At 32.1% G+C, this 20,236-nt stretch carries 18 protein-coding genes; 9 read left to right on the plus strand and 9 right to left on the minus strand.

Translation table 11 applies throughout. The features are described from left to right. Positions 1 to 100 precede the first annotated feature (100 nt). Entirely contained in the window at positions 101 to 2,356 is a 2,256-nt protein-coding gene (locus Q0783_RS00830; RefSeq protein ID WP_298892509.1) for a polyribonucleotide nucleotidyltransferase, read from the plus strand. Positions 2,357 to 2,415: 59 nt separating this feature from the next. Here the strand turns inward: Q0783_RS00830 and Q0783_RS00835 are convergent, their stop codons facing one another. Next, the gene (locus Q0783_RS00835) at positions 2,416 to 2,994 is read right to left on the minus strand and encodes a hypothetical protein (RefSeq protein ID WP_298892511.1); all 579 of its coding nucleotides are present in this window, start codon (positions 2,992 to 2,994) and stop codon (positions 2,416 to 2,418) included. A gap of 136 nt (positions 2,995 to 3,130) precedes the next feature. Here Q0783_RS00835 and Q0783_RS00840 point away from each other — a divergent pair, with 136 nt between their 5' ends. Continuing rightward, positions 3,131 to 4,129, plus strand: coding sequence for a hypothetical protein (locus Q0783_RS00840; RefSeq protein WP_298892513.1), 999 nt, complete (start codon positions 3,131 to 3,133; stop codon positions 4,127 to 4,129). Between the two features lie 3 nt (positions 4,130 to 4,132). Here Q0783_RS00840 and Q0783_RS00845 read toward each other — a convergent pair whose 3' ends face one another. The 3 genes from Q0783_RS00845 to Q0783_RS00855 form a co-directional block, all read right to left on the minus strand. Continuing rightward, positions 4,133 to 5,092 (minus strand): fatty acid desaturase, encoded by a 960-nt coding sequence (locus tag Q0783_RS00845; protein ID WP_298892516.1) that lies wholly within the window; start codon positions 5,090 to 5,092, stop codon positions 4,133 to 4,135. Positions 5,093 to 5,177: 85 nt separating this feature from the next. Continuing rightward, on the minus strand, positions 5,178 to 6,275 hold the full coding sequence (locus Q0783_RS00850; RefSeq protein ID WP_298892517.1) for an acyl-CoA desaturase: 1,098 nt from the start codon (positions 6,273 to 6,275) through the stop codon (positions 5,178 to 5,180). 10 nt (positions 6,276 to 6,285) lie between these two features. Further along, on the minus strand, positions 6,286 to 6,918 hold the full coding sequence (locus Q0783_RS00855) for a hypothetical protein (RefSeq protein ID WP_298892519.1): 633 nt from the start codon (positions 6,916 to 6,918) through the stop codon (positions 6,286 to 6,288). A gap of 117 nt (positions 6,919 to 7,035) precedes the next feature. On the opposite strand from Q0783_RS00855, the gene Q0783_RS00860 reads away from it, so the two are divergent. Then, positions 7,036 to 8,004 carry a hypothetical protein gene (locus Q0783_RS00860; RefSeq protein ID WP_298892521.1) on the plus strand — a complete coding sequence of 323 codons (969 nt, stop codon included), beginning with the start codon at positions 7,036 to 7,038 and terminating at the stop codon, positions 8,002 to 8,004. 161 nt (positions 8,005 to 8,165) lie between these two features. Here Q0783_RS00860 and Q0783_RS00865 read toward each other — a convergent pair whose 3' ends face one another. Beyond that, a complete protein-coding gene (locus Q0783_RS00865; protein ID WP_298754929.1) occupies positions 8,166 to 8,561 on the minus strand; it encodes a hypothetical protein in 396 nt (131 codons plus the stop codon). Positions 8,562 to 8,788: 227 nt separating this feature from the next. Between Q0783_RS00865 and Q0783_RS00870 the strand changes: the two genes are divergently transcribed. From Q0783_RS00870 to rpe, 6 genes are all read left to right on the plus strand, one after another. Further along, positions 8,789 to 9,850: a hypothetical protein gene (locus Q0783_RS00870; protein WP_298892523.1), complete on the plus strand. Its 1,062-nt coding sequence runs from the start codon at positions 8,789 to 8,791 to the stop codon at positions 9,848 to 9,850. 31 nt (positions 9,851 to 9,881) lie between these two features. Beyond that, entirely contained in the window at positions 9,882 to 10,844 is a 963-nt protein-coding gene (locus Q0783_RS00875) for a hypothetical protein (RefSeq protein WP_298892525.1), read from the plus strand. 50 nt (positions 10,845 to 10,894) lie between these two features. Continuing rightward, complete coding sequence (locus tag Q0783_RS00880) at positions 10,895 to 11,461, plus strand: sigma-70 family RNA polymerase sigma factor (protein ID WP_298892527.1); 567 nt, start codon at positions 10,895 to 10,897, stop codon at positions 11,459 to 11,461. Further along, on the plus strand, positions 11,451 to 12,686 hold the full coding sequence (locus Q0783_RS00885; RefSeq protein WP_298892529.1) for an outer membrane beta-barrel protein: 1,236 nt from the start codon (positions 11,451 to 11,453) through the stop codon (positions 12,684 to 12,686). Before Q0783_RS00880 ends, Q0783_RS00885 begins: the two co-directional genes overlap by 11 nt. A gap of 177 nt (positions 12,687 to 12,863) precedes the next feature. Beyond that, positions 12,864 to 13,727, plus strand: coding sequence for a sigma-70 family RNA polymerase sigma factor (locus Q0783_RS00890; RefSeq protein ID WP_091423042.1), 864 nt, complete (start codon positions 12,864 to 12,866; stop codon positions 13,725 to 13,727). A gap of 319 nt (positions 13,728 to 14,046) precedes the next feature. Next, positions 14,047 to 14,709 (plus strand): ribulose-phosphate 3-epimerase, encoded by a 663-nt coding sequence (rpe, locus tag Q0783_RS00895; protein WP_298892531.1) that lies wholly within the window; start codon positions 14,047 to 14,049, stop codon positions 14,707 to 14,709. Here the strand turns inward: rpe and Q0783_RS00900 are convergent. The 4 genes from Q0783_RS00900 to wecB all read right to left on the minus strand — a co-directional run bounded on the left by Q0783_RS00900 (position 14,706) and on the right by wecB (position 20,216). Continuing rightward, positions 14,706 to 17,045 (minus strand): tyrosine-protein kinase family protein, encoded by a 2,340-nt coding sequence (locus Q0783_RS00900; protein WP_298892532.1) that lies wholly within the window; start codon positions 17,043 to 17,045, stop codon positions 14,706 to 14,708. The genes rpe and Q0783_RS00900 overlap by 4 nt on opposite strands. A 2-nt stretch (positions 17,046 to 17,047) precedes the next feature. Continuing rightward, complete coding sequence (locus Q0783_RS00905) at positions 17,048 to 17,809, minus strand: polysaccharide biosynthesis/export family protein (RefSeq protein ID WP_298892533.1); 762 nt, start codon at positions 17,807 to 17,809, stop codon at positions 17,048 to 17,050. Positions 17,810 to 17,897: 88 nt separating this feature from the next. Next, on the minus strand, positions 17,898 to 19,010 hold the full coding sequence (locus Q0783_RS00910) for an MraY family glycosyltransferase (protein ID WP_298892535.1): 1,113 nt from the start codon (positions 19,008 to 19,010) through the stop codon (positions 17,898 to 17,900). A 105-nt stretch (positions 19,011 to 19,115) separates the two neighbouring features. Continuing rightward, positions 19,116 to 20,216: a non-hydrolyzing UDP-N-acetylglucosamine 2-epimerase gene (gene wecB / locus Q0783_RS00915; RefSeq protein ID WP_298892537.1), complete on the minus strand. Its 1,101-nt coding sequence runs from the start codon at positions 20,214 to 20,216 to the stop codon at positions 19,116 to 19,118. Positions 20,217 to 20,236 lie beyond the last annotated feature (20 nt).

Here is a 20,236-nt window from a genome sequence, read left to right on the forward strand (position 1 = left end):
AAGACATTTTAAAATGTCACACAACAACTACAACAACACAACGACCATTGTTTAACATTGTTCTAATATGCAATAGAATTAGAACTAGAATTAAAAATTTATGATTCCAAAAACTTTTAAAGAGGTCATAGACCTTGGTGACGGTAGAGAGATTTCTATCGAAACTGGAAAACTTGCAAAACAAGCGCATGGAAGCGTTGTTGTGCAATCTGGAAAATGTATGTTATTATGTACAGTTGTTTCCAATTACCATCAAGCAGATGTAGACTTTTTGCCACTAACTGTTGATTACAGAGAGAAGTTTGCCTCAGCTGGACGCTATCCTGGAGGTTTCTTCAAAAGAGAAGCAAGACCAAGTGATGGTGAAGTCTTGACTATGCGTTTAGTAGATCGTGTATTACGTCCGCTATTCCCAAAAGATTATCATTCTGAAACTCAAGTGATGATTCAATTAATGTCTCATGATGAGAATGTGATGCCAGACGCTATGGCTGGTTTAGCAGCTTCAGCAGCTATTCAATTATCAGATTTCCCATTTGAATGTCCAATCTCTGAAGCTAGAGTTGGTCGCATCAATGGTGAATTTATCATTAACCCAACACGTGCACAATTAGAAGAATCTGACATCGATATGATGATTGGAGCATCTGCCGATTCTGTAATGATGGTTGAAGGTGAAATGGATGAGATTTCTGAAGAAGAAATGGCAGAAGCTATCAAATTTGCACATGAAGCAATTAAGGTACAATGTGCTGCTCAAGTAAAATTAGCTGAAGCTTTCGGTAAAAAAGAAACACGTGAATACGATCCTGAGCGTTCTGATGAAGACCTAGCGAAGAAAATTCACGATATGGTTTATGATAAAACCTATGCAATTGCAAAAGCTGGTTCGGCAAAACATGAACGTGGTGCTGCATTTAGTGAAATTAAAGAAGAAGTTTTCGAATCGTTCTCAGAAGAAGAGCAAGAAGATTTAGGGAAACTAATTCATAAGTATGTTGCAAAAGCACAAAAAGAAGCTATTAGAAACCTAACCTTGGATGAAGGTTTACGTTTAGATGGTCGTAAAACTGACGAGATCAGACCTATTTGGTGTGAAATTGACTATTTACCTTCAACCCATGGTTCTGCAATCTTTACACGTGGGGAAACTCAAGCATTAGCGACGGTAACTTTAGGAACCTCTAGAGAAGCCAATCAAATTGATATGCCATCTTACGAAGGTGAAGAGCGTTTCTATTTACACTATAACTTCCCTCCTTTTTCTACTGGAGAAGCTAGACCAATTAGAGGAACATCTCGTAGAGAAGTAGGTCATGGTAACTTAGCACAACGTGCATTAAAAGGAATGGTACCTGAAGAATGTCCATATACAGTAAGAGTTGTATCTGAAGTTTTAGAATCTAATGGATCGTCATCTATGGCAACTGTTTGTTCTGGAACAATGGCATTAATGGATGCTGGTGTACAACTAAAAAAACCTGTTTCTGGAATTGCTATGGGATTAATTTCTGATGCTGACTCTGGAAAATATGCAGTATTATCTGATATTTTAGGTGATGAAGATCACTTAGGAGATATGGATTTTAAAGTGACTGGTACAGCTGATGGTATCACTGCTTGTCAAATGGATATAAAAGTAAAAGGTCTATCATATGAGATTTTAGTGAATGCATTAAAACAAGCTCGTGATGGTCGTTTACATATCTTAGAAAAATTAACCGATACGATTGCTACTCCGAATGCAGAAGTTAAGGAGCATGCACCTACAATGGTAACTAGACGTATTCCTAATGAGTTTATTGGAGCCTTAATTGGTCCTGGTGGAAAAGTCATTCAAGAGTTACAAAAAGAAACCGAAACAACTATCGTTATCAATGAAGACCCTGTTACTGAAGAAGGTATTGTTGAAGTATTAGGTGTTGGTAGTAAAGGTATTGATGCTGTTATGGCAAAAATTGACTCTTTATTATTTAAACCTGAAGTTGGAAGTGTTTATGAAGTTAAAGTCATCAAGATGTTAGATTTTGGTGCTGTAGTAGAGTACACTGAAGCGCCTGGAAATGAAGTATTACTTCACGTAAGTGAATTAGCTTGGGAACGTACTGAAAATGTATCTGATGTTGTAAACATGGGAGATGTATTTGATGTAAAGTACTTTGGTATAGATTCTAGAACTCGTAAAGAGAAAGTATCTCGCAAAGCGATTTTACCAAAACCTGAAGGTTATCAACCAAGACCACCAAGAGATAATAACAGAGGTGGACGCGATAATAACAGAGGAAGAGATAATCGCGGACGTGATAATCGTCGTGATGATCGCAAACCTAGAAATAATGACAAGAAAGACGATTAATTCCTCTTCTCTTTATAAACATAAAGCCTCACATATTAACTGTGAGGCTTTTTTTTATGTTATCGTTTTTTATTCCATTGTAAGATTAATCCAACATTGTAAAAAGATTTTATACTGTTAAAATTTATTTGAGCCATTACCCCTAATGAAAATCGTTTCCCGGTCATTACACGGAATTTTGTCATTATAGGAAACCCTATTGTGCTTTTTGATGTTTGTCTGCGAGATTCATTATCGATATGTCTCGAGTTAAACCTAAAATAGCCTGCCCCTAAATGCGCTTCAAAAAAAACAGTACGTGATATAGGAATCATTCTTCCATAAAATAAATTTATTTGATCAATACCATTAGATGTGCCAAGGATATTAAACTCAGTGCCCGAATATAAAGACAAAGTTAAAAGGTGTTTTTCTAAATAGGAAAAAGTCACATCGGCTCCTATGGTAATTCCTGTATCATTAAAATCCTTATAACTTTCCACTGCTTTTCCAAATGTATTACCGTTAAAATCTGAATAATAACCCAATATAGGATTAATTGAAAATGAACGGTACCGCCAAGCATTACCTTGAGCGTTATCTTGTGAAAAACTCAGTGCAGACAAAAAAAGAAACAGGTACAATATAATTGCTTTCATAATAATAGAATTTTGATTAAAACCATAAAACTACTTGCGATATTTAAGTAAACCGTAATGAAAAAGGCGATTTTGCAATATATTTTTTGTATTTTTTACAAATTAATAATAATATTCAACTATTAATTTTCGTTTTATGCAAAATCAATTTATCGCCTATTTAAAAGAAAAAAGCACAAGTACAACCTCTTTTGTAGATGAGATCGCTACGGTTTTAGATATTGGGTATGATGCGGCTTATAGACGGGTAAATATGAAAACTCATTTGAGTCTTGAGGAAAGTATAAAACTTGCCAAACACTATAACATATCTCTTAATAAGCTTTATGAAATAGGTAGCCAGAATACTATTCTTGCCGAAAAATCACCAATCATTACCAATGAACGACATCTGGAAGACTATTTCAGTAAATCAATAGAAAATTTAAAACCTTTAACACAGCTCAAAAGTGCCTCGATCTTATATTCTGCAAAAGACATTCCGCTGTTTTACACTCTTAAAGATTCGTATATCACGCGCTATAAAATTTATGTTTGGTTAAAACTCACTAATAAAGAGATGACTAAAAACAAAGTATCCTTTGATACATTTATAGATACAATTCCAACCTCTTTACTGGAAAAAGCATTTGAACTAGGACAAACTTATAACTACATAGACATTACAGAATTTTGGAACGACAATACCATCAATGGTACTTTACAACAAATTGTTTACTTTTTCGAATCGCAATTACTATCTAAAGATCTAGCTTTAAAGATCTGTGATGACCTTGAAGACATTATTCATCATGTAGAAAAACAAACCATTCAGCAAAGTATTATAAATTCTAAGAACAATGCATCATATAATTTATACAAAAGCGATTTATTAACTATGAGTAATATTATCATGGTTAAAACAACTCATAAAAAAGCTTTTTTCGTGCCTTACACTGTTTTAGAATATTTAAAGATTGAGCATGATGCTACTTGTGATATCATGGATGACTTTTTTAGCAGGCAAATGACCAACTCTAAATTATTAGTACACTCTGGAGAGAAGGACCGCACCTTGTTTTTTAATAAAATGCTCCAAAAAATTAATAAATTAAGAAGTCAAATTAACATTGATAATCCTTCAGGATATGAGTAAAATTTATACCCTACTCATTCGCTTTAATAGTTTTAAGTGAGATACAATTCCTCCAAAATACGACGTTTGATTTGGAGTAATTCCATTTTTGATCAATACAGGATATAATATTTTATTAAGTTTTGGATAATGTACATGATGTATGTGAGGAAATAAGTGATGTGCAATATGATTATTAAAACCTCCAAATATAAAATTAGCGACCTTGCTAAATGGATGCATATCATTAGAACTTTTTATTTGATTCATTAACCAGGATGTATTAATATAACCTTTCTCATCAGTGGTAGGATATACTGTAGATTCTACATGATGTGTCATAAAAAAGGTGAACAATAAAAAAAGAGACATGGTGAAATGCATTAGTAAAAACCCTAATAATACGATATACCATTGCTGTTGTGAGACATATAATGGTAAAACTAATACGATAGTTAAATAGGAAAGTTTTTGAATCCAAAATGATATATGATAGTTCACCGTTGTTTTGACTTGATAGCTATCTTTTGAAAATAAGAGAACAACATCTTTGACAAAAATCCAAAATAAAGAATAAGTTGTATATGCAATTGGCGCATAAATATGCTGAAATCTATGAAACCAATAATAATCACTATTAGGAATAACCCTAATTAGTTTAGTGATTTTTAGATCAGAATCATAGCCTTCGACATTTGGAGCATAATGATGGGAATTGATATGTCTTTTCTTCCAAGCTTCGGCATGAGCTCCTACAATTGCAAATGTAATTATGTAAAAAAAGTTATTGATTTTCCGACTTTTAAAAACCGTATTATGAGATAAGTCATGTGAAAAATTAAAGGCCAATAATAGTGTAATAAATCCATATAAAATATAGGATACTACAAACATAAAAACATCATCAATTACAAATAGACCAGCATAAAAGACTATCGCAAGAAGATAATAGAAAACAAATTTTAGTAGTAAAAACTTTTTCATATCAGTTTTGTTTATTTGTAAATACTTATTTATTTCAAACTTAATCAACTTGAGTAACTGACTATCTCTTTCTATTTTAATATGTTTATCCTTCATAAGTTCGTGGTGTGAAATGAGTTTTTGTTCCCATAATTTTCAGAAACCTAAAATGCGCAACAAGGGATTCTCTATATGACATTTCCATATAGGTAATATTATGCTTCTTAGCTACCTCTCTGAAAATTGGCAAAATATCTAAATAGTGTACATGACAAATATTAGGTAATAAGTGATGTAAAGCATGAGCATTAAAACCACCCAAAGTCCAATTAAAAAAAGTACTACTTGGATTATAATCTACTGAAGTGCACATCTGCAACTTTGGCCAGCTCATTGCTAAATTATTATTAGAATCTGTTTTAGGGTGATGCACAAAATCTGACAAGTGAGAGACACCTAACACACCAACAAATAATAACGACACCATAAAATGATTAAGCACAAAAGCCAAAATTATCATCGTCCAATCAAAGGGTAAAACATAAATAGGTAATACAATCATATAGCCTATATAGAGTAGTTTGTAAACAATAAGTTTAATAACCTCTACTTTTGGTATTTCAATTTTAATGGTTCTGCTAGAGTAATTAATGAGCATTAAAGTTTCCCTGAACAAAAACCAATTTATCGAATAGAGTAAGTACAAAAATGGTGCATAATACTGTTGATACTTGTGATACCATTTTAAAGGTTGAGATGCTGTCATCCTAAACAATGGATTATTTAAAACATCAATATCGCTTCCTTCTATATTGGTATATAAATGATGAGATTCGTTATGATTTTTACCCCAAACATAAGCGTTGTTTCCTTGTAGGTTAAAACTTAACGAGAACAAAATTCTATTCCAAAATTTACTTTTTACGGCAACACCATGTGCTGCATCGTGAGAAATGTTAAATGCGGTTAATAGTATAGATAATCCCATAAGTAAATAAAAGACTAGAAAACTAACGAGTGATGTACTTGTGATCATCAATGCATAGAAAAGAATGTCTAATGTGAAATACAAAGCTATTTTGAATAGCATTTTTTTATTTCCGGTTCGTTCAGACTTATTAACTAAAAAATGAATATCAATCTTCTGTCTTAATTCTTTATAGAAGGCAGAGCCCTCATCTGTTGCGAATTTGAGTTTTTTCATAACCTTATGTTTATCCTTTAAATTGCCAATTAAAAAATGGAAGAGAGCGTTTACCGTTTTTATTCCATATACCTATTTGTAGACCTCGAAGTTTTTTACACTTGTTAAATAAACCTATTTGAATTCCATTAACTTGAGCGTCAATATTTCCAAAAACTGCAAGTCCTAAACCATTAACATTATAGTGCGCATTTAACAAGGGCGTCATAGAGATTCCGTTCACTGTGGTAGCGTAGTTGCCAGCTAAATTAAACTCTATACCATTAATAGTTTTGTAATCTAGAAATGCTATACCAAATCGAATACCGTTGATTTTTCCAGGACTATTATAACCTGCCTTTTCAGGATTATCCATTTCAGCCCATGCGTTAGAAATCATTTTTACTGGATGAGTTATTGTTAATAGTGTTAATGGAATACCTAATGGATGGACACCCAATTCAATCCCATTTGTACTTATAGAAGGTTCATTATTATACCAATAATTAATATTTAGTCCATTCACCTTTTGAGCTTTTGATGGTGAAAACCCAATAATATTTCTAATTGGGATTGAATCCTTTTGGTTTATACTTTGGAGTTCTTGTCCAAATAAGGAGGAACAAAAAAAGAACGAGATAGCAGTCAAAAAATAATAGGTCATCATGTTAAAGTTTAAATTCAATTCAAAATTATTGCTATAATCACATTTTTAGTTGTTATAAAAACAAGTAATGCTAATATTTTTTGTGATAATCACAAATTATGATATATTTAAGCAATGTTTCAGTCTAAATTTTTAAAACAAATACAATCACAATTACCAGAGAACACCTCATTAATTGACGCTGTTGCAACGTCTTTAGATATTAGTTATGATGCAGCTCATAGGCGTACTAGTTTGAAGAGCAAGTTATCTATAGACGAGTGTATTATATTAGCTCGATCCTATCACATTGCATTAGATGGTTTATTTGAAACCACTGATAAAAGTTATATTTCTGTAGAAAAAACGAAACACATCCATAATGAAAATGAGTTGGAGGCTTATTTCAAGAATTCATACGAATCTCTATTACCTTTATTACAACAAACTGATAGTCGCATCATATATTCGGCCAAGGATATTCCTTTATTTTATACTATAGGTGATGATATTTTAAGTCGGTTTAAAACCTATGTATGGTTAAAATTGCTAGACAATTCCTTCAATACAAAAACCTTCGAGCAGTTTTCGCCAAGTGTTGGACTTATCAAATCTGCTAAAGCCTTGAGAAGCTTATATCAAGATCTTAATACAACAGAAATTTGGGATATTACTACTATAAATAGTACGCTAAAACAAATTCATTTTTATAATCAGGCTGGACAAATAAGTAATACTGATGCGTTAGAACTATGTGATGCTTTAAAACGATTAATTAAAACAATTTCAGAACGAGTAGACGCTCATTCTACGCAATACAAACTCTATTATAACGAGTTACTCCTCATGAATAATAATGTATTGGTCTCTACTCCAAATCAACAGTCTTTGTATGTCCCATTTTCAATTCTCTCATATTATTTAACTAGCGATGCAATAACCTGCAAACAAGCCGAAAAATACCTCAATCAACAGCTCCAACATTCAAAATTACTCAATACTTCAGGAGAAAAAGAACAACGTACATTTTTCAATAGGATGTATGCTAAGGTAGATGCTCTAAAACAATTGATTAGCGCTACTCAGATTTTGGATTTTGAATAAGATTGATCTAAACCTATACATTAGAAATTTTAAAAAACATTAAGAGCTAATTTCCTATTATAATTCATGAAAAAGAGTCGTTTTTTTAAATTAAAAACGACTCTTTAAAACTCAATCAAACTCGATACAAACTAATCAAGATTACATGACTCTTAATTTCCTTAATTTGAACTTGACTCTTCTTCGTTGTCTTCACTAGAACTTGATTCATCTTCACTATCTTCATTAGAACTTTCTTCGGGTTCCTCATTAGTGTCAATTCCATTAGGCTCAAGTCCTGGCCCATTGTCTGGGTTTAACCCATTAGGATCAAAATTCCCCCTACCATCGGGAGTAATACTTGGCCCTAAATTAGATGTCACACCGTTAGGTTCAATACCTGGACCATGATCAAGGTTAGCTCCATTAGGGTCAAAACTTGCTCTGCCATCTAAATTAATAATATCTGATTCCACTTTAGGACCAATAGCAGTCTCCTCGGTTAGTTCTTCTGTTGTACAGCTGGTCACAACAAACATGAATAATATAAGTGTGAAAAATTTTGCAATAGCTTTCATAGTGATAAATTTTAAAATTGTTAAAAAAAGATACACCCTAAATACTATATCAAAAAAGAAATGTTATGTATAACTAGAATTTGTTATAAACCAAAGAGTTACGCTAATTTGATGATTATTTCTACTTCATCCAATAGTCTTAATTTCATTCGTTTTGAGTTTTGAAAAAATTTAAATTATTCACGCAACCTTTTTAAGATTTTGAGACTATAGGGAAACTAGTCTTTATGAATCTTACCAAATTTTTACTTTTCATCTTATGTGTTTCTATAACATCTTGTGCCTATGATGCAGACGATAACCTAGTAGGACTTGATCCAAATTTTAATACTGTGGATATTATTTCTTCAGATTCAGATTTGTTTGATCACCTTAAAGATATTACCAATGATGAAGATCGACCAGATGAAAGCATTGTATGTATAGATTTTATCTACCCTTTAACGCTTTTCGTTTTTGATGACACTAATCAATATCTCTCTTCATCACTCATAATAAATGACCAAGAATTTAGTGATTTTTTAGAAACCATAGACGAAACCTATTCTATAAGCATGAGCTTTCCCATCACAAGTATGTTAGTATCTGGTGAGGATTTCATAATACAAAACAAAGAAGAACTCAAAGAAGCCATTGATAGTTGCCTAAGTGAAGAGTTAGTCTTCGAATGTGGAGAGCTCATAAGACATTGCGTTTGGAAAATTGGATACAGTTTCGAAGATGACAACAATTATCTTGGCGGCATTTTTCAAGAAGCAGATGGATTTACCACATTAAATGTAGGCGACATGTTGTTAAATGGTTCCTGGTCACCTTTTACAATAGAAAATGAATTACATATCAATATCAATCTAAACGATACAACAACTCTAGGTGCCTATTTTAATTTTGATTGGAAAGTGGAATATATTGACGAAAACTCATTAAAATTAACACATTTAGAACGTGAATTGATTTTAAATCAGCGTTGCGATCCCGATTTTGCCGACTGCGGAAATTTTAACTTTGAAGCTTGTGAAACAGAATTGGATAGTGGTATTGCCGAATTCATTCTAGATGATTACACCTTCTGCATATTAGACACCCTTGAATTTGATAATAGTAATGATACTTATGAGATCTCTTTCCACGAAACCGAAGAAGATGCCTTAACAAACCTAAATCCGATTCTTTCCGAAGATCTATATATAAGTTCAGAACCTAATCAAACGATCTATGTTAGAATCAATGATATTGAAAACGACATACACTATTATGTTATGATTGCTCTTATCACAATTAACTGTTAAACCAATGAAGACAACCTCAAAACCAAATATTATGAAAACATCACCATTCTTTATCGTTACCTTTTTTGCCCTAATTTGTTTTGCATGTTCTACAGGTGATAGTATCATTGAACAAAGCACGAATGGAAATCAACCTTCAGTAGTTAATTATATTTATAAAACTTATAATGTATCAAATACACCAAATACGGTTAAAGACTCTACAAACTATATGATTAGCGATAATAAAATCATAAGTTCATCTGGCTTAAACCTAGAAACCTTATCGCAACACGCTTCAAATTATAGTTATGTTAATGGAAAAATTGATGAAATTCAATCTTTTAATAATGGTATCTTATCAAGGATTCAATCTTTCATCTATGATGCAAATGATGATCTTGTAGAATATCAATCTGAATATATTGATTCAAATGATTCATCTTCAAGTTTTGAACGTCATCTATTTACACATACAGCAGACACCATTTACTCGAGCTGGACTCGTAGCGATGATGGTATAAATTTCGATACTAGTGTATCCGATTTCAAAATAGTTTTAGATGTCAATACTAATAGAACTTATTTAGAAACTTATAGTTATTTAAATGATGATATTCAATTTGAAGTCAATACTTACGATGTCAATTCAAATATCCTCAATGAATCTAAATATTTAGTACTTGATAATGGAAATGAATTCCTTTCATTTGAGAATAATTATACCACAACTACATCTGAAAATCTTTTTAATAGTATTAATGAAGCAACTTTTACAAGAAAGAACCTAATGATATTATATCATCTACAATCTGCAGCTGTGAACTCTATTAATGCAAAAAGTATTTCAAAAAACGCATTGAATACTTTTGAAAGTACTTGGGGAAATTCTTTTGCAGACTTTGAAATTATAAACATTACAGACGATAACAACAATACGACATCTAGTGATTTTAAAACCATTATATCTGGCGATGTAATTGCACGATTTTCTCAAGAATTCATATTTGAGTAATCCTTTTAAAAACTCTATATTAACTTAAATCATAAAGCCCAACACTATAGTTGAATTTAGAACAATTAATAAAAGCTTGTAAAAAGCATAACTTAAAGGCACAGAGTCAATTATATCAAATGTATAAAGATGACCTGTTCACATTATGTCTAAAATACTGTAAAAACAAAGAAGAGGCCCAAGACAATTTACAAGATGCTTTTATTGCAATTTTTAGCACGATAAAATCTTATAAAAATTCTGGGTCATTTGAAGGGTGGATGAAACGTATCACTATACATAAAGCCATAGATAAATATAAAAAGGATAGTCATCTAAATATTGTTATAAATAATGACATCTTAGAGGATAATACTTTAATAGAAACCGACACTATAGATAGAATCCCACTAGATCAAATATTAAAACATATTCAAGATTTGCCGCCTAGATATAGAATGGTTTTCAACCTTTATGAACTTGATAATTATACACATAAAGATATTTCTAAACTTTTAAGCATAAGTACAAATACCTCGAAATCAAATTTACACAGAGCCAAAAATATATTACAAACCAAGATACAACAACAATCAACTAATGTGTCTCCTAAAAACCTAACATCTAATGGAAACTAAAAAAGATATTGGAGCTGCACTAAAAAGCAGATTAGAACCATTCAAGGATAGTCCAGATGACTTGGTATGGAATACTATTGAAGCTAAGCTGAAAAAGAAAAAGAAAAGAAGAGTACTATTTTTATGGTTCTCAGGGCTTGGTTTCGCCCTATTGTTTTTAATGTTAGGGATAGTAGATCCGTTTCATTATTTTGATAAAAATAAGACCACAGATATAGAAATTGAAACCGTTAATCAATACCCAAATAACAATTCGAATACGACTAAAGATCATAGTTCAATTACATCTAATACAGACCCTCTTTCAAATGAAAACCAACATCAATTAGATCATACATCTGTTGCTGAAAATGAAGAATCTGATAAGACGAATCAAAATACAGTTAATACCTTTCCAAATCAACGAAAAACTCAGAGACCTCAACATAATCTTCCTAGCGAACAAGACTACACCTTATCTCATTTAAATTCGCAGCAAGATGATAGCGTCAACGATATGTCAAAAAAATCTATCGATAACAACATATCCCTTTCCGAAAACAACAAAACTGCGTTACTAACTTCTGATTCAAAACGTCAAATTTTAGAAAAAAGAAAACGACGACGTGATAGTTTGATTTCTGCAAACAAAAAAGTTAGAGACTCTATTAAAATGCAACGTCAATCTAGATCTTTAGTTTCCGAAGAAAACACAAAAGAAAAAGATAGCAGTAACCTTGATGACCAATCTAAATGGAGCATAACACCACAAGTTACATTGTCATATTATGGTGCATTAAACACTAAAACCACTGATAATTTTTCTGTTAATTATGGCATATTAGCAAGTTATAGAATGACTCCAAAGACTTACTTAAGAATAGGTGTAAGACAACTAAAACTTAATCAGACTATAGATAGTGATGGAACAGAAAGAAATGTAGAGTATTTAGAATTTCCTATAGAAATCAAATACAGACCTCGAAACAACAGAATCAATCCTTATATTACTGGTGGTTTGAGTTATTTTAAATTACAAGAGGATTCTAATAATTCGTCTAATAATTTTGAATATAAAGCTACAATGGGTCTAAATCTTGGTTTAGGCTTAGAAACTAAGCTTTTTAATCAAATCTATTTTAATTTAGAATCAAATTTTAATTATCAATTAAAACCTTTTACTCAAAAAAACAATATTGAACCCTTTATTTTCTCAATACATACAGGGATTGAATATCGCTTTTAAACCATATAGCGTTAAAAAACAACACATTACCGTTTTGTCGATAATTACAGTCTTATTATTTGGCTAAAATTCACTATATTTTGGATTATTTTTAATTTTATTGTAACATTTTTAGTACTTGTTACGTATAACTATATAGTATTATACATTTACCCAAATTTTAAAGGAGATAATTAAATGAGACAACTAAAGATTACGAAGCAGGTTACTAATAGAGAAACAGCTTCGTTAGATAAATATTTACAAGAAATTGGAAAGGTTGATTTAATTACTGCAGATGAAGAAGTTGAATTAGCACAACGTATCAAAGCAGGTGACCAATTAGCTTTGGAAAAATTAACTAAAGCTAATCTTCGTTTTGTAGTTTCTGTAGCGAAGCAATATCAAAATCAAGGCTTAACCTTACCTGATTTAATTAACGAAGGTAACTTAGGTTTAATTAAAGCTGCACAACGTTTTGATGAGACACGTGGATTTAAATTCATATCTTACGCTGTTTGGTGGATTCGTCAATCGATTCTTCAAGCGTTAGCTGAGCAATCGCGTATTGTACGTTTACCATTAAATAAGATTGGATCTATTAATAAAATTAATAAGACTTTTGCCTTTTTAGAGCAAAGTCATGAGCGTCCGCCAAGTGCAGAAGAGATTGCAAAAGAGTTAGACATGACTATTAACGATGTTAAGGAGTCTATGAAAAATTCTGGACGTCACGTATCAATGGATGCACCTTTAGTAGAAGGAGAAGATTCTAACTTATACGATGTATTGCGTAGCGGTGAATCTCCTAATCCAGATAAAGATTTATTACATGAATCTTTACGTACTGAAATTGAACGTGCATTAGAAACATTGACTCCTCGTGAAGCAGATGTGATTCGTTTATACTTTGGTCTTGGAAATCAACACCCAATGACGTTAGAAGAAATAGGTGAAACATTTGATTTAACACGTGAGCGTGTAAGACAAATTAAAGAAAAAGCGATTCGTAGATTAAAACACACGTCTCGTAGTAAAATATTAAAGACTTATTTAGGCTAGAGTAATTATTAGATAGTAATTACGACTAAATTACAGCAACAAACAGTTACACATAACTGTTCGTTTTTTGATTGATGAAAGAACCCACGGCTGATTACCGTGGGTTCACTTTTTTATACATTTACATCCAGCCAAATAATTTAAACACTCCAAATAAAACTCCTGTTGCAACAATAAGAACAACCAATGAAGGTATAAGGAGTTTAAACAATTCGGTAAAAAATAGTTTTATCTTTTCATCCATAAAACTAATATCGTAAATAATAAAGTCATTACAAAATAAGACTGTATCTTTGCCTAAACCAAGTATACTCTTAACATGTCTAAAACTCTTATAGCTCCCTCAATGCTCGCTGCCGATTTTGGTAATCTTCAACGCGATGTAGAAATGGTAAACAACAGTGAAGCAGATTGGTTCCATATTGATGTCATGGATGGTCATTTTGTACCAAACATCTCCTACGGAATGCCAGTAATTCAAGCCATTAAAAAGCATGCCACTAAACCTCTTGATGTGCATTTAATGATAGAAAAACCTGAGCGCTATATCGAAGAGTTTGCAAAAGTTGGAGCAGATATCATTACAGTTCATCATGAGTCTACAGTTCATTTACATCGTACACTAAGACAAATAAAAGATGCTGGATGCAAAGCAGGTATTGTACTAAATCTAACAACACCTATATCGGTTCTTGAAGATATTTTGCCAGAATGTTATATGGTCTTATTAATGTCTATCAATCCAGGGTTTGGCGGACAAAAATTTGAAGAAATGACTTATAACCGCGTAAAAAAATTACGTAAAATGGCGAATGATCAAGGTTTGGATACGCGAATTGAAATTGATGGTGGTGTCACAGATAAAAATGCTAAAGCACTTGTTGATGCTGGTGCAGATGTTTTGGTCGCAGGAAGTTATATTTTTAAAAGTGATAACCAAACTGAAACAATAAAACATTTGAAAGCAGTCGCTAACAATTAGTTCTTACTGCCATAACCATAATTATAGCCATAGTTATAGCCATAGGATTTATTGTTACCAACACCATTGATGACATAAGCCATATTTTTAAGTTTTCCTGATTCAAATAAATCTTTAGAAAAACTCAATAATTTCTTATCGGTAAAATTAGCCCTTACAATGTAGACAGTCACATCAGATAATTGTGAAATGAGCATTGTATCTGTTACTAATATAGTTGGTGCAGTATCTACTACAATATAATCATAATGCTCTTTAGCTTCTTCTATAAGTGTTTCAAATCTTCCATTAGTTAACAAACTAGAAGGATTTGGAGGAATACTCCCAGATAATAAAATATCATGATTAGGATGCTTGTCAAAACCTTTTACTAAATGGTCTTTCCAATCAAATGATTGATCATGTAAATAATTGGATAAACCCACAGCATTTTTATCAGAATCGATTTGAGTATGAATTTGAGGGTTCCTCAAATCAGCTCCAATAAGTAGTACTTTTTTATTAAGACTTGACAATGCTAAAGATAAATTGATACTTATATAGGTTTTACCTTCACCTTTAATCGTCGACGTACAATAAATTACTTTTCCTTGATCCTTGTTATCATTTTTCATTAAAGGCATAAGATAATTCACATTAGAGCTTAATATCCTAAACGATTCGGCCAAAGCAGAACGATCATTCGGGTTTCTAAAAATAAGTCCCTCGTTCTTTTTTATATCTGGTATTTCTCCAATGATTGGTATTTTATTGTTTTGCTTTAAAATATCCTCTTTACCATGAAGTTTAGTATCTAGCATAAAAAACAAATACATCAACCCAAATGGCACAAGTAGTCCACCTAAAATGGCTCCTGCATAAACAATATTTGATTTTGGTGATATTGGACTCGAACTAGAAAGCGCATTGTCAACAACTTTAATAGAGGGCTCGGTAATTGCTAAATTAATAGCGGCTTCTTCTCTTTTCTGAAGTAAAAGCAGGTACAGACTTTCTTTAATAGCTTGCTGTCGTTCAATTGCTCTTAACAACTTCTCTTTTTCAGGTATTTGCGACACTTGTCCAACAAACTTTCTGTTTCGACCTCTTAGCTGAGTTTGAGACACTTTTAGCTGTTGATTATACGAATTTAATGATCTTGTAATATTAGCTCTAAGATCATTAATTTTAGACTGTACGAATCTAACTGTAGGGTTATTTGCTCCTCCACTACTTGCTAATTTATCCCTGTCTAATATTGCAGTATTATACTCATTAATAAGGGAATTAATACTTCCGCTTTCTAATCCAATATTAGCTGGAAGAAGTCCACTACCTGTATCCGATTTTAATGCTTCCTGCAATAAATTGGCCAATGCCAATTGGTTTTCAATTTGAAACACTTCCTCATCAGATTTTGAACGCTGTTGTAGTCCTAGTTCTGCATCAGCAGCCAAATCAACAAGATTGTTACTTTGCTTAAAATTTTTACGAACCAGTTCTATAGAATCTAGTTCAAAAGCTAGGTACTTAAACCTATCTTTAATAAATTCTAAAGTACGCTGAGAAACCTGTTGACGGTCTTTCACGCCATCTCTATTAAATACGCTCATGAGTGTATCTAAAATACGTTCAGAACGTTCTTTACTTTCACCCTTGATTGTCATCTTTAACAAATCACTTTGCTCTCCTATGGCTTCAACATTGATTCGGTTCTTTAAACCCAAAGCCGTGTTTCTTAATGATCCATACTTGATAATAAAACGTTTGCCAATATTTTGGTCCAATACTTTTTTGTCATCAATTACTAAATGAAATGGGAGATTATGATCGGCTTCTAAACTATTATGATTTGGAATGGAGAAGGTCTTTTCAGTCTTCACGTTGAGAATTTCAAATCCGTCTTGTTTCACATCTATGGTGTAAGTTAAAGGACTCGTAATACTGTCAACATCAATAATTTGATCATAATAAAAAGGGAGGTCACCAATAAGTCTAGTTTGAATGGTCCCTTCTTCAAAAAAACGTGTATTTAATTTGAGCTTTCTAGCCACTCTTTCTACGATCATAAAAGAAGTTAGAATCTCAGTTTCATTTTCAAGATTAATATTCGTACGCTTAAAAATAAATGCAGAAGTAGGGAGTTCTAGCCCTTCAGATTCGTCTAAAATTTTCATTTTAGCCGTTGTTTGATATATTCTTGGTGCATATCTTAAGTACACATAAGCTCCAATAAACGCTATTGCTAAGGAAACAGCAAACCAAGGCCAATATCTCAAGTATTTGCTTAACTCTTGTTTAAGATCTACATTATCATCTTCTGAAAATGTATATGGGTTATTTGTAGAAGGCTCCATAATTATCGTGTCAATAAAATAATTGAACTTAACACTAAAGATGCAATAGTTAGTACAGTACCTACATTATTTACAAAACCAGCGTTTTTAACCCTTGGGTTATTTGGATTAACAATAATCACATCATTAGGTTTTATAAAATAATACTCACTATCCATAAATGCAGTAGAAGTTAAATCTATATGTGTTATTTTCCTAACACCATCTACATCTCTGGTCATTATAATATCATCTCTCTTTCCATTAATTGTTAGGTCTCCTGCATACCCTAATGCTTGAAGTAATGTTATGTTTTGTTCAGTAAAATTGTAAGTTCCAGGAGCGTTGACTTCTCCTAGAACAGTAATCTTTGCATTTACTAATCGCACTTCGAGCGTAGGATTGTTTAAATGAGCGCCATCAATCAATAACTTTTTGATTTTTTCTTCAATTTCTAAGGCAGTAAGATTAGATACAGATATTTGTCCTAAGATAGGGAAATTAATAGTTCCTTCATTTGTGACTAAATAGCCTTGAAGTTTAATTAATTCCAACGAATTTACTTGCACATCGCTATTTCCTCCTCTATTGTAAGGAATAGCAGCTTCAGGAACTAAACTCTCAACAGTTATCTTTAAAATATCATTAGGCTGGATTGTAGCTGTTTGATACGTTATTTCTGAACTGTTATTCTGTGTAGCATCTTGTAAGTACAAAATTTCTTTTTTTGAAGCACATGATGTTATCACAAAAAGCAACACTAATCCTAAAAACTTAATTTTCATATATCTATAAGTTAATCAAGAAGCAAATATAACCTATTTAAGGCAATCTCAAAGTCATGTTTAACCAAGATTGACGCCGTTTATTACATTAAATTTCAATTTTATCTCGCTGCTTAGCGAAATTCCTTTTTAAAACAAAAGGCAGATAATACAGTATAGATCCATAAATTAGTAGGAGTCCTATTTGTGTATTCAGATTTAGATGAAGCATATTAAAAGCTATAACAATGATAACCAAATTGATTGCAACAATGAATGCCGTTGTTTGTATATGTGTAAATCCTGCCTGAATAAAACGATGGTGAATATGGTTTTTATCTGCTTCAAAGGGACTTTTCTTCAATACAAAAATTCTGATAAAGAATATTCTAAATGTATCCATTAATGGAAAAAACAACATCGCTAATGCTAAGGCTGGTGACGCTTTAAAATAGTCTGAATTTATATTTGTTTGTGATTGAGATATAAAGCTAATGGTAAAGAAAGCTAAAAGAAAACCCACAATCATCGAACCTGTATCTCCCATGAAAATCTTATTCTTTTTAGAAAAATTGAGTCGCAAAAACGCTAGTAAAGCACCTATTAATGCAACTGAAATAGTTGCTAGACTTAAAGCTCCAGAATCATAAAAAAGCAAACTAAATACTATACTAATCAAAAGTGCAACACTTCCAGCTAATCCATCTATACCATCAATCAAATTGTAAGCGTTAATAATCAAAATATAAACGAACAATGTAAAAAATATAGACACCCAATATGGTAGTACATCGACGTCAAGAATTTTAGAAAATCCTATAATTCTCGTATCGGTAAAAACTATTAAAAGTAGTGCAGCTACTAATTGCCCAAGAAATTTTGATCGTGCCGACAATACAGTTAAGTCGTCTTTTAATCCAAGAAAGAACAAAATTGTAAGTCCTCCCATAACCAATAACAACACCTTAGTATTCAACATGGCTCCAACTATAGTCATTACCACAACCAAGCTTAAAAAAATACCAATACCTCCCAAGGTTGGTGTATTATTAGAGTGTAAGCTCCTACTATCTGGCTCGTCCATGAGTTGCTTTTTTTTGGCAACATAAAGAATCGTGGGAAAGGTTTGTTGTGCTATTATAAAAGCCAACAGAAACGCCGCGAGCAACCATATAATAGGGCTATTCTCAGGATTAAAATTTTCAAGTAGTGTTTCTATCATAATAGATTTGATGTCATTTTATGTATCCATTAATAGCTAGTACAAGATACAAATTAAAAAAGTAAACTTTTAATAGAAAAGAATTGAGGTAGCAGGTATTGAATATTATTTACAACATATTTTGTTTTTTAAGACCTCTATAATTCTATGAGCTGTTTGACCATCCCATAAAGGAATATCACTTCCTGATTTCCAGTTTCCTGCAAACAAAGTATCCAAATAAGGTTTTAATTTTTTGGGGTCGGTTCCAACCAATTCATTAGTACCTAAGGTTATGGTCTCTGGTCTTTCAGTATTATCACGAAGTGTTAAACATGGAACTCTAAGAATAGAAGCTTCTTCGGTAATACCACCAGAATCGGTAATTACTGCTTTGGCGCGCTCTACTAAATAATTAAACTCTAAGTAGCTCAATGGTTCAACCATATGAAGTCTTTGGTGGTTGACATGTAATCGTTCTAAGATTTTTGCTGTTCTAGGATGTACTGGAAAAACTAACGGTAAATCTTGAGTGTGAGCAATAATCTCATCAATCATATCTTTTAGCTGAGACTCTTCATCAACATTTGCTGGTCTATGAAGTGTCATCACAATATAATTACCGTCTTTGAGGTCAAGATTTTTCCAAACCGATGGCTGTATAAAGTGAGGACGTTGTTTTAACAACGTATCTATCATTGTATTTCCAACGAAAAATATTTGATCGTCTCCTACACCACTAGTCTTTAAATTACTATTCGCAGTATTTGATGTTGTGAAAAAGTAATTTGTAATACTATCTGTAACTAATCGATTAATTTCTTCAGGCATTGTCCAATCATCAGATCGAATACCGCCTTCAACATGTGCCACTTTAGTATGCAATTTTTGAGCAACCAAAGCACAGGCCATTGTAGAAGTTACATCACCCACAACCAAAACCAAGTCGGCTGGATTTGCCATTAACTCTCTCTCAAAATGAATCATAATATTTGCTGTTTGCTCAGCCTGAGTCCCTCCACTACACTCTAAATTGACGTGTGGTTCGGGTATTTCAAGCTGTTCAAAAAAGCTCCCTGACATATTTTTATCATAATGCTGCCCTGTATGAACCAATCTATAGTCCATATCAAAATCATCTTGTTTAGCTTTTTGAATCGCATGAATAATTGGTGCTATTTTCATAAAATTAGGTCTAGCTCCAGCAATTATTGTGACTTTATACATATTGAGTTTTGTTATAATAT

The sequence above is a fragment of the uncultured Psychroserpens sp. genome (assembly GCF_947500255.1).
In the GTDB taxonomy this organism is placed as follows: Bacteria; Bacteroidota; Bacteroidia; order Flavobacteriales; family Flavobacteriaceae; genus Psychroserpens.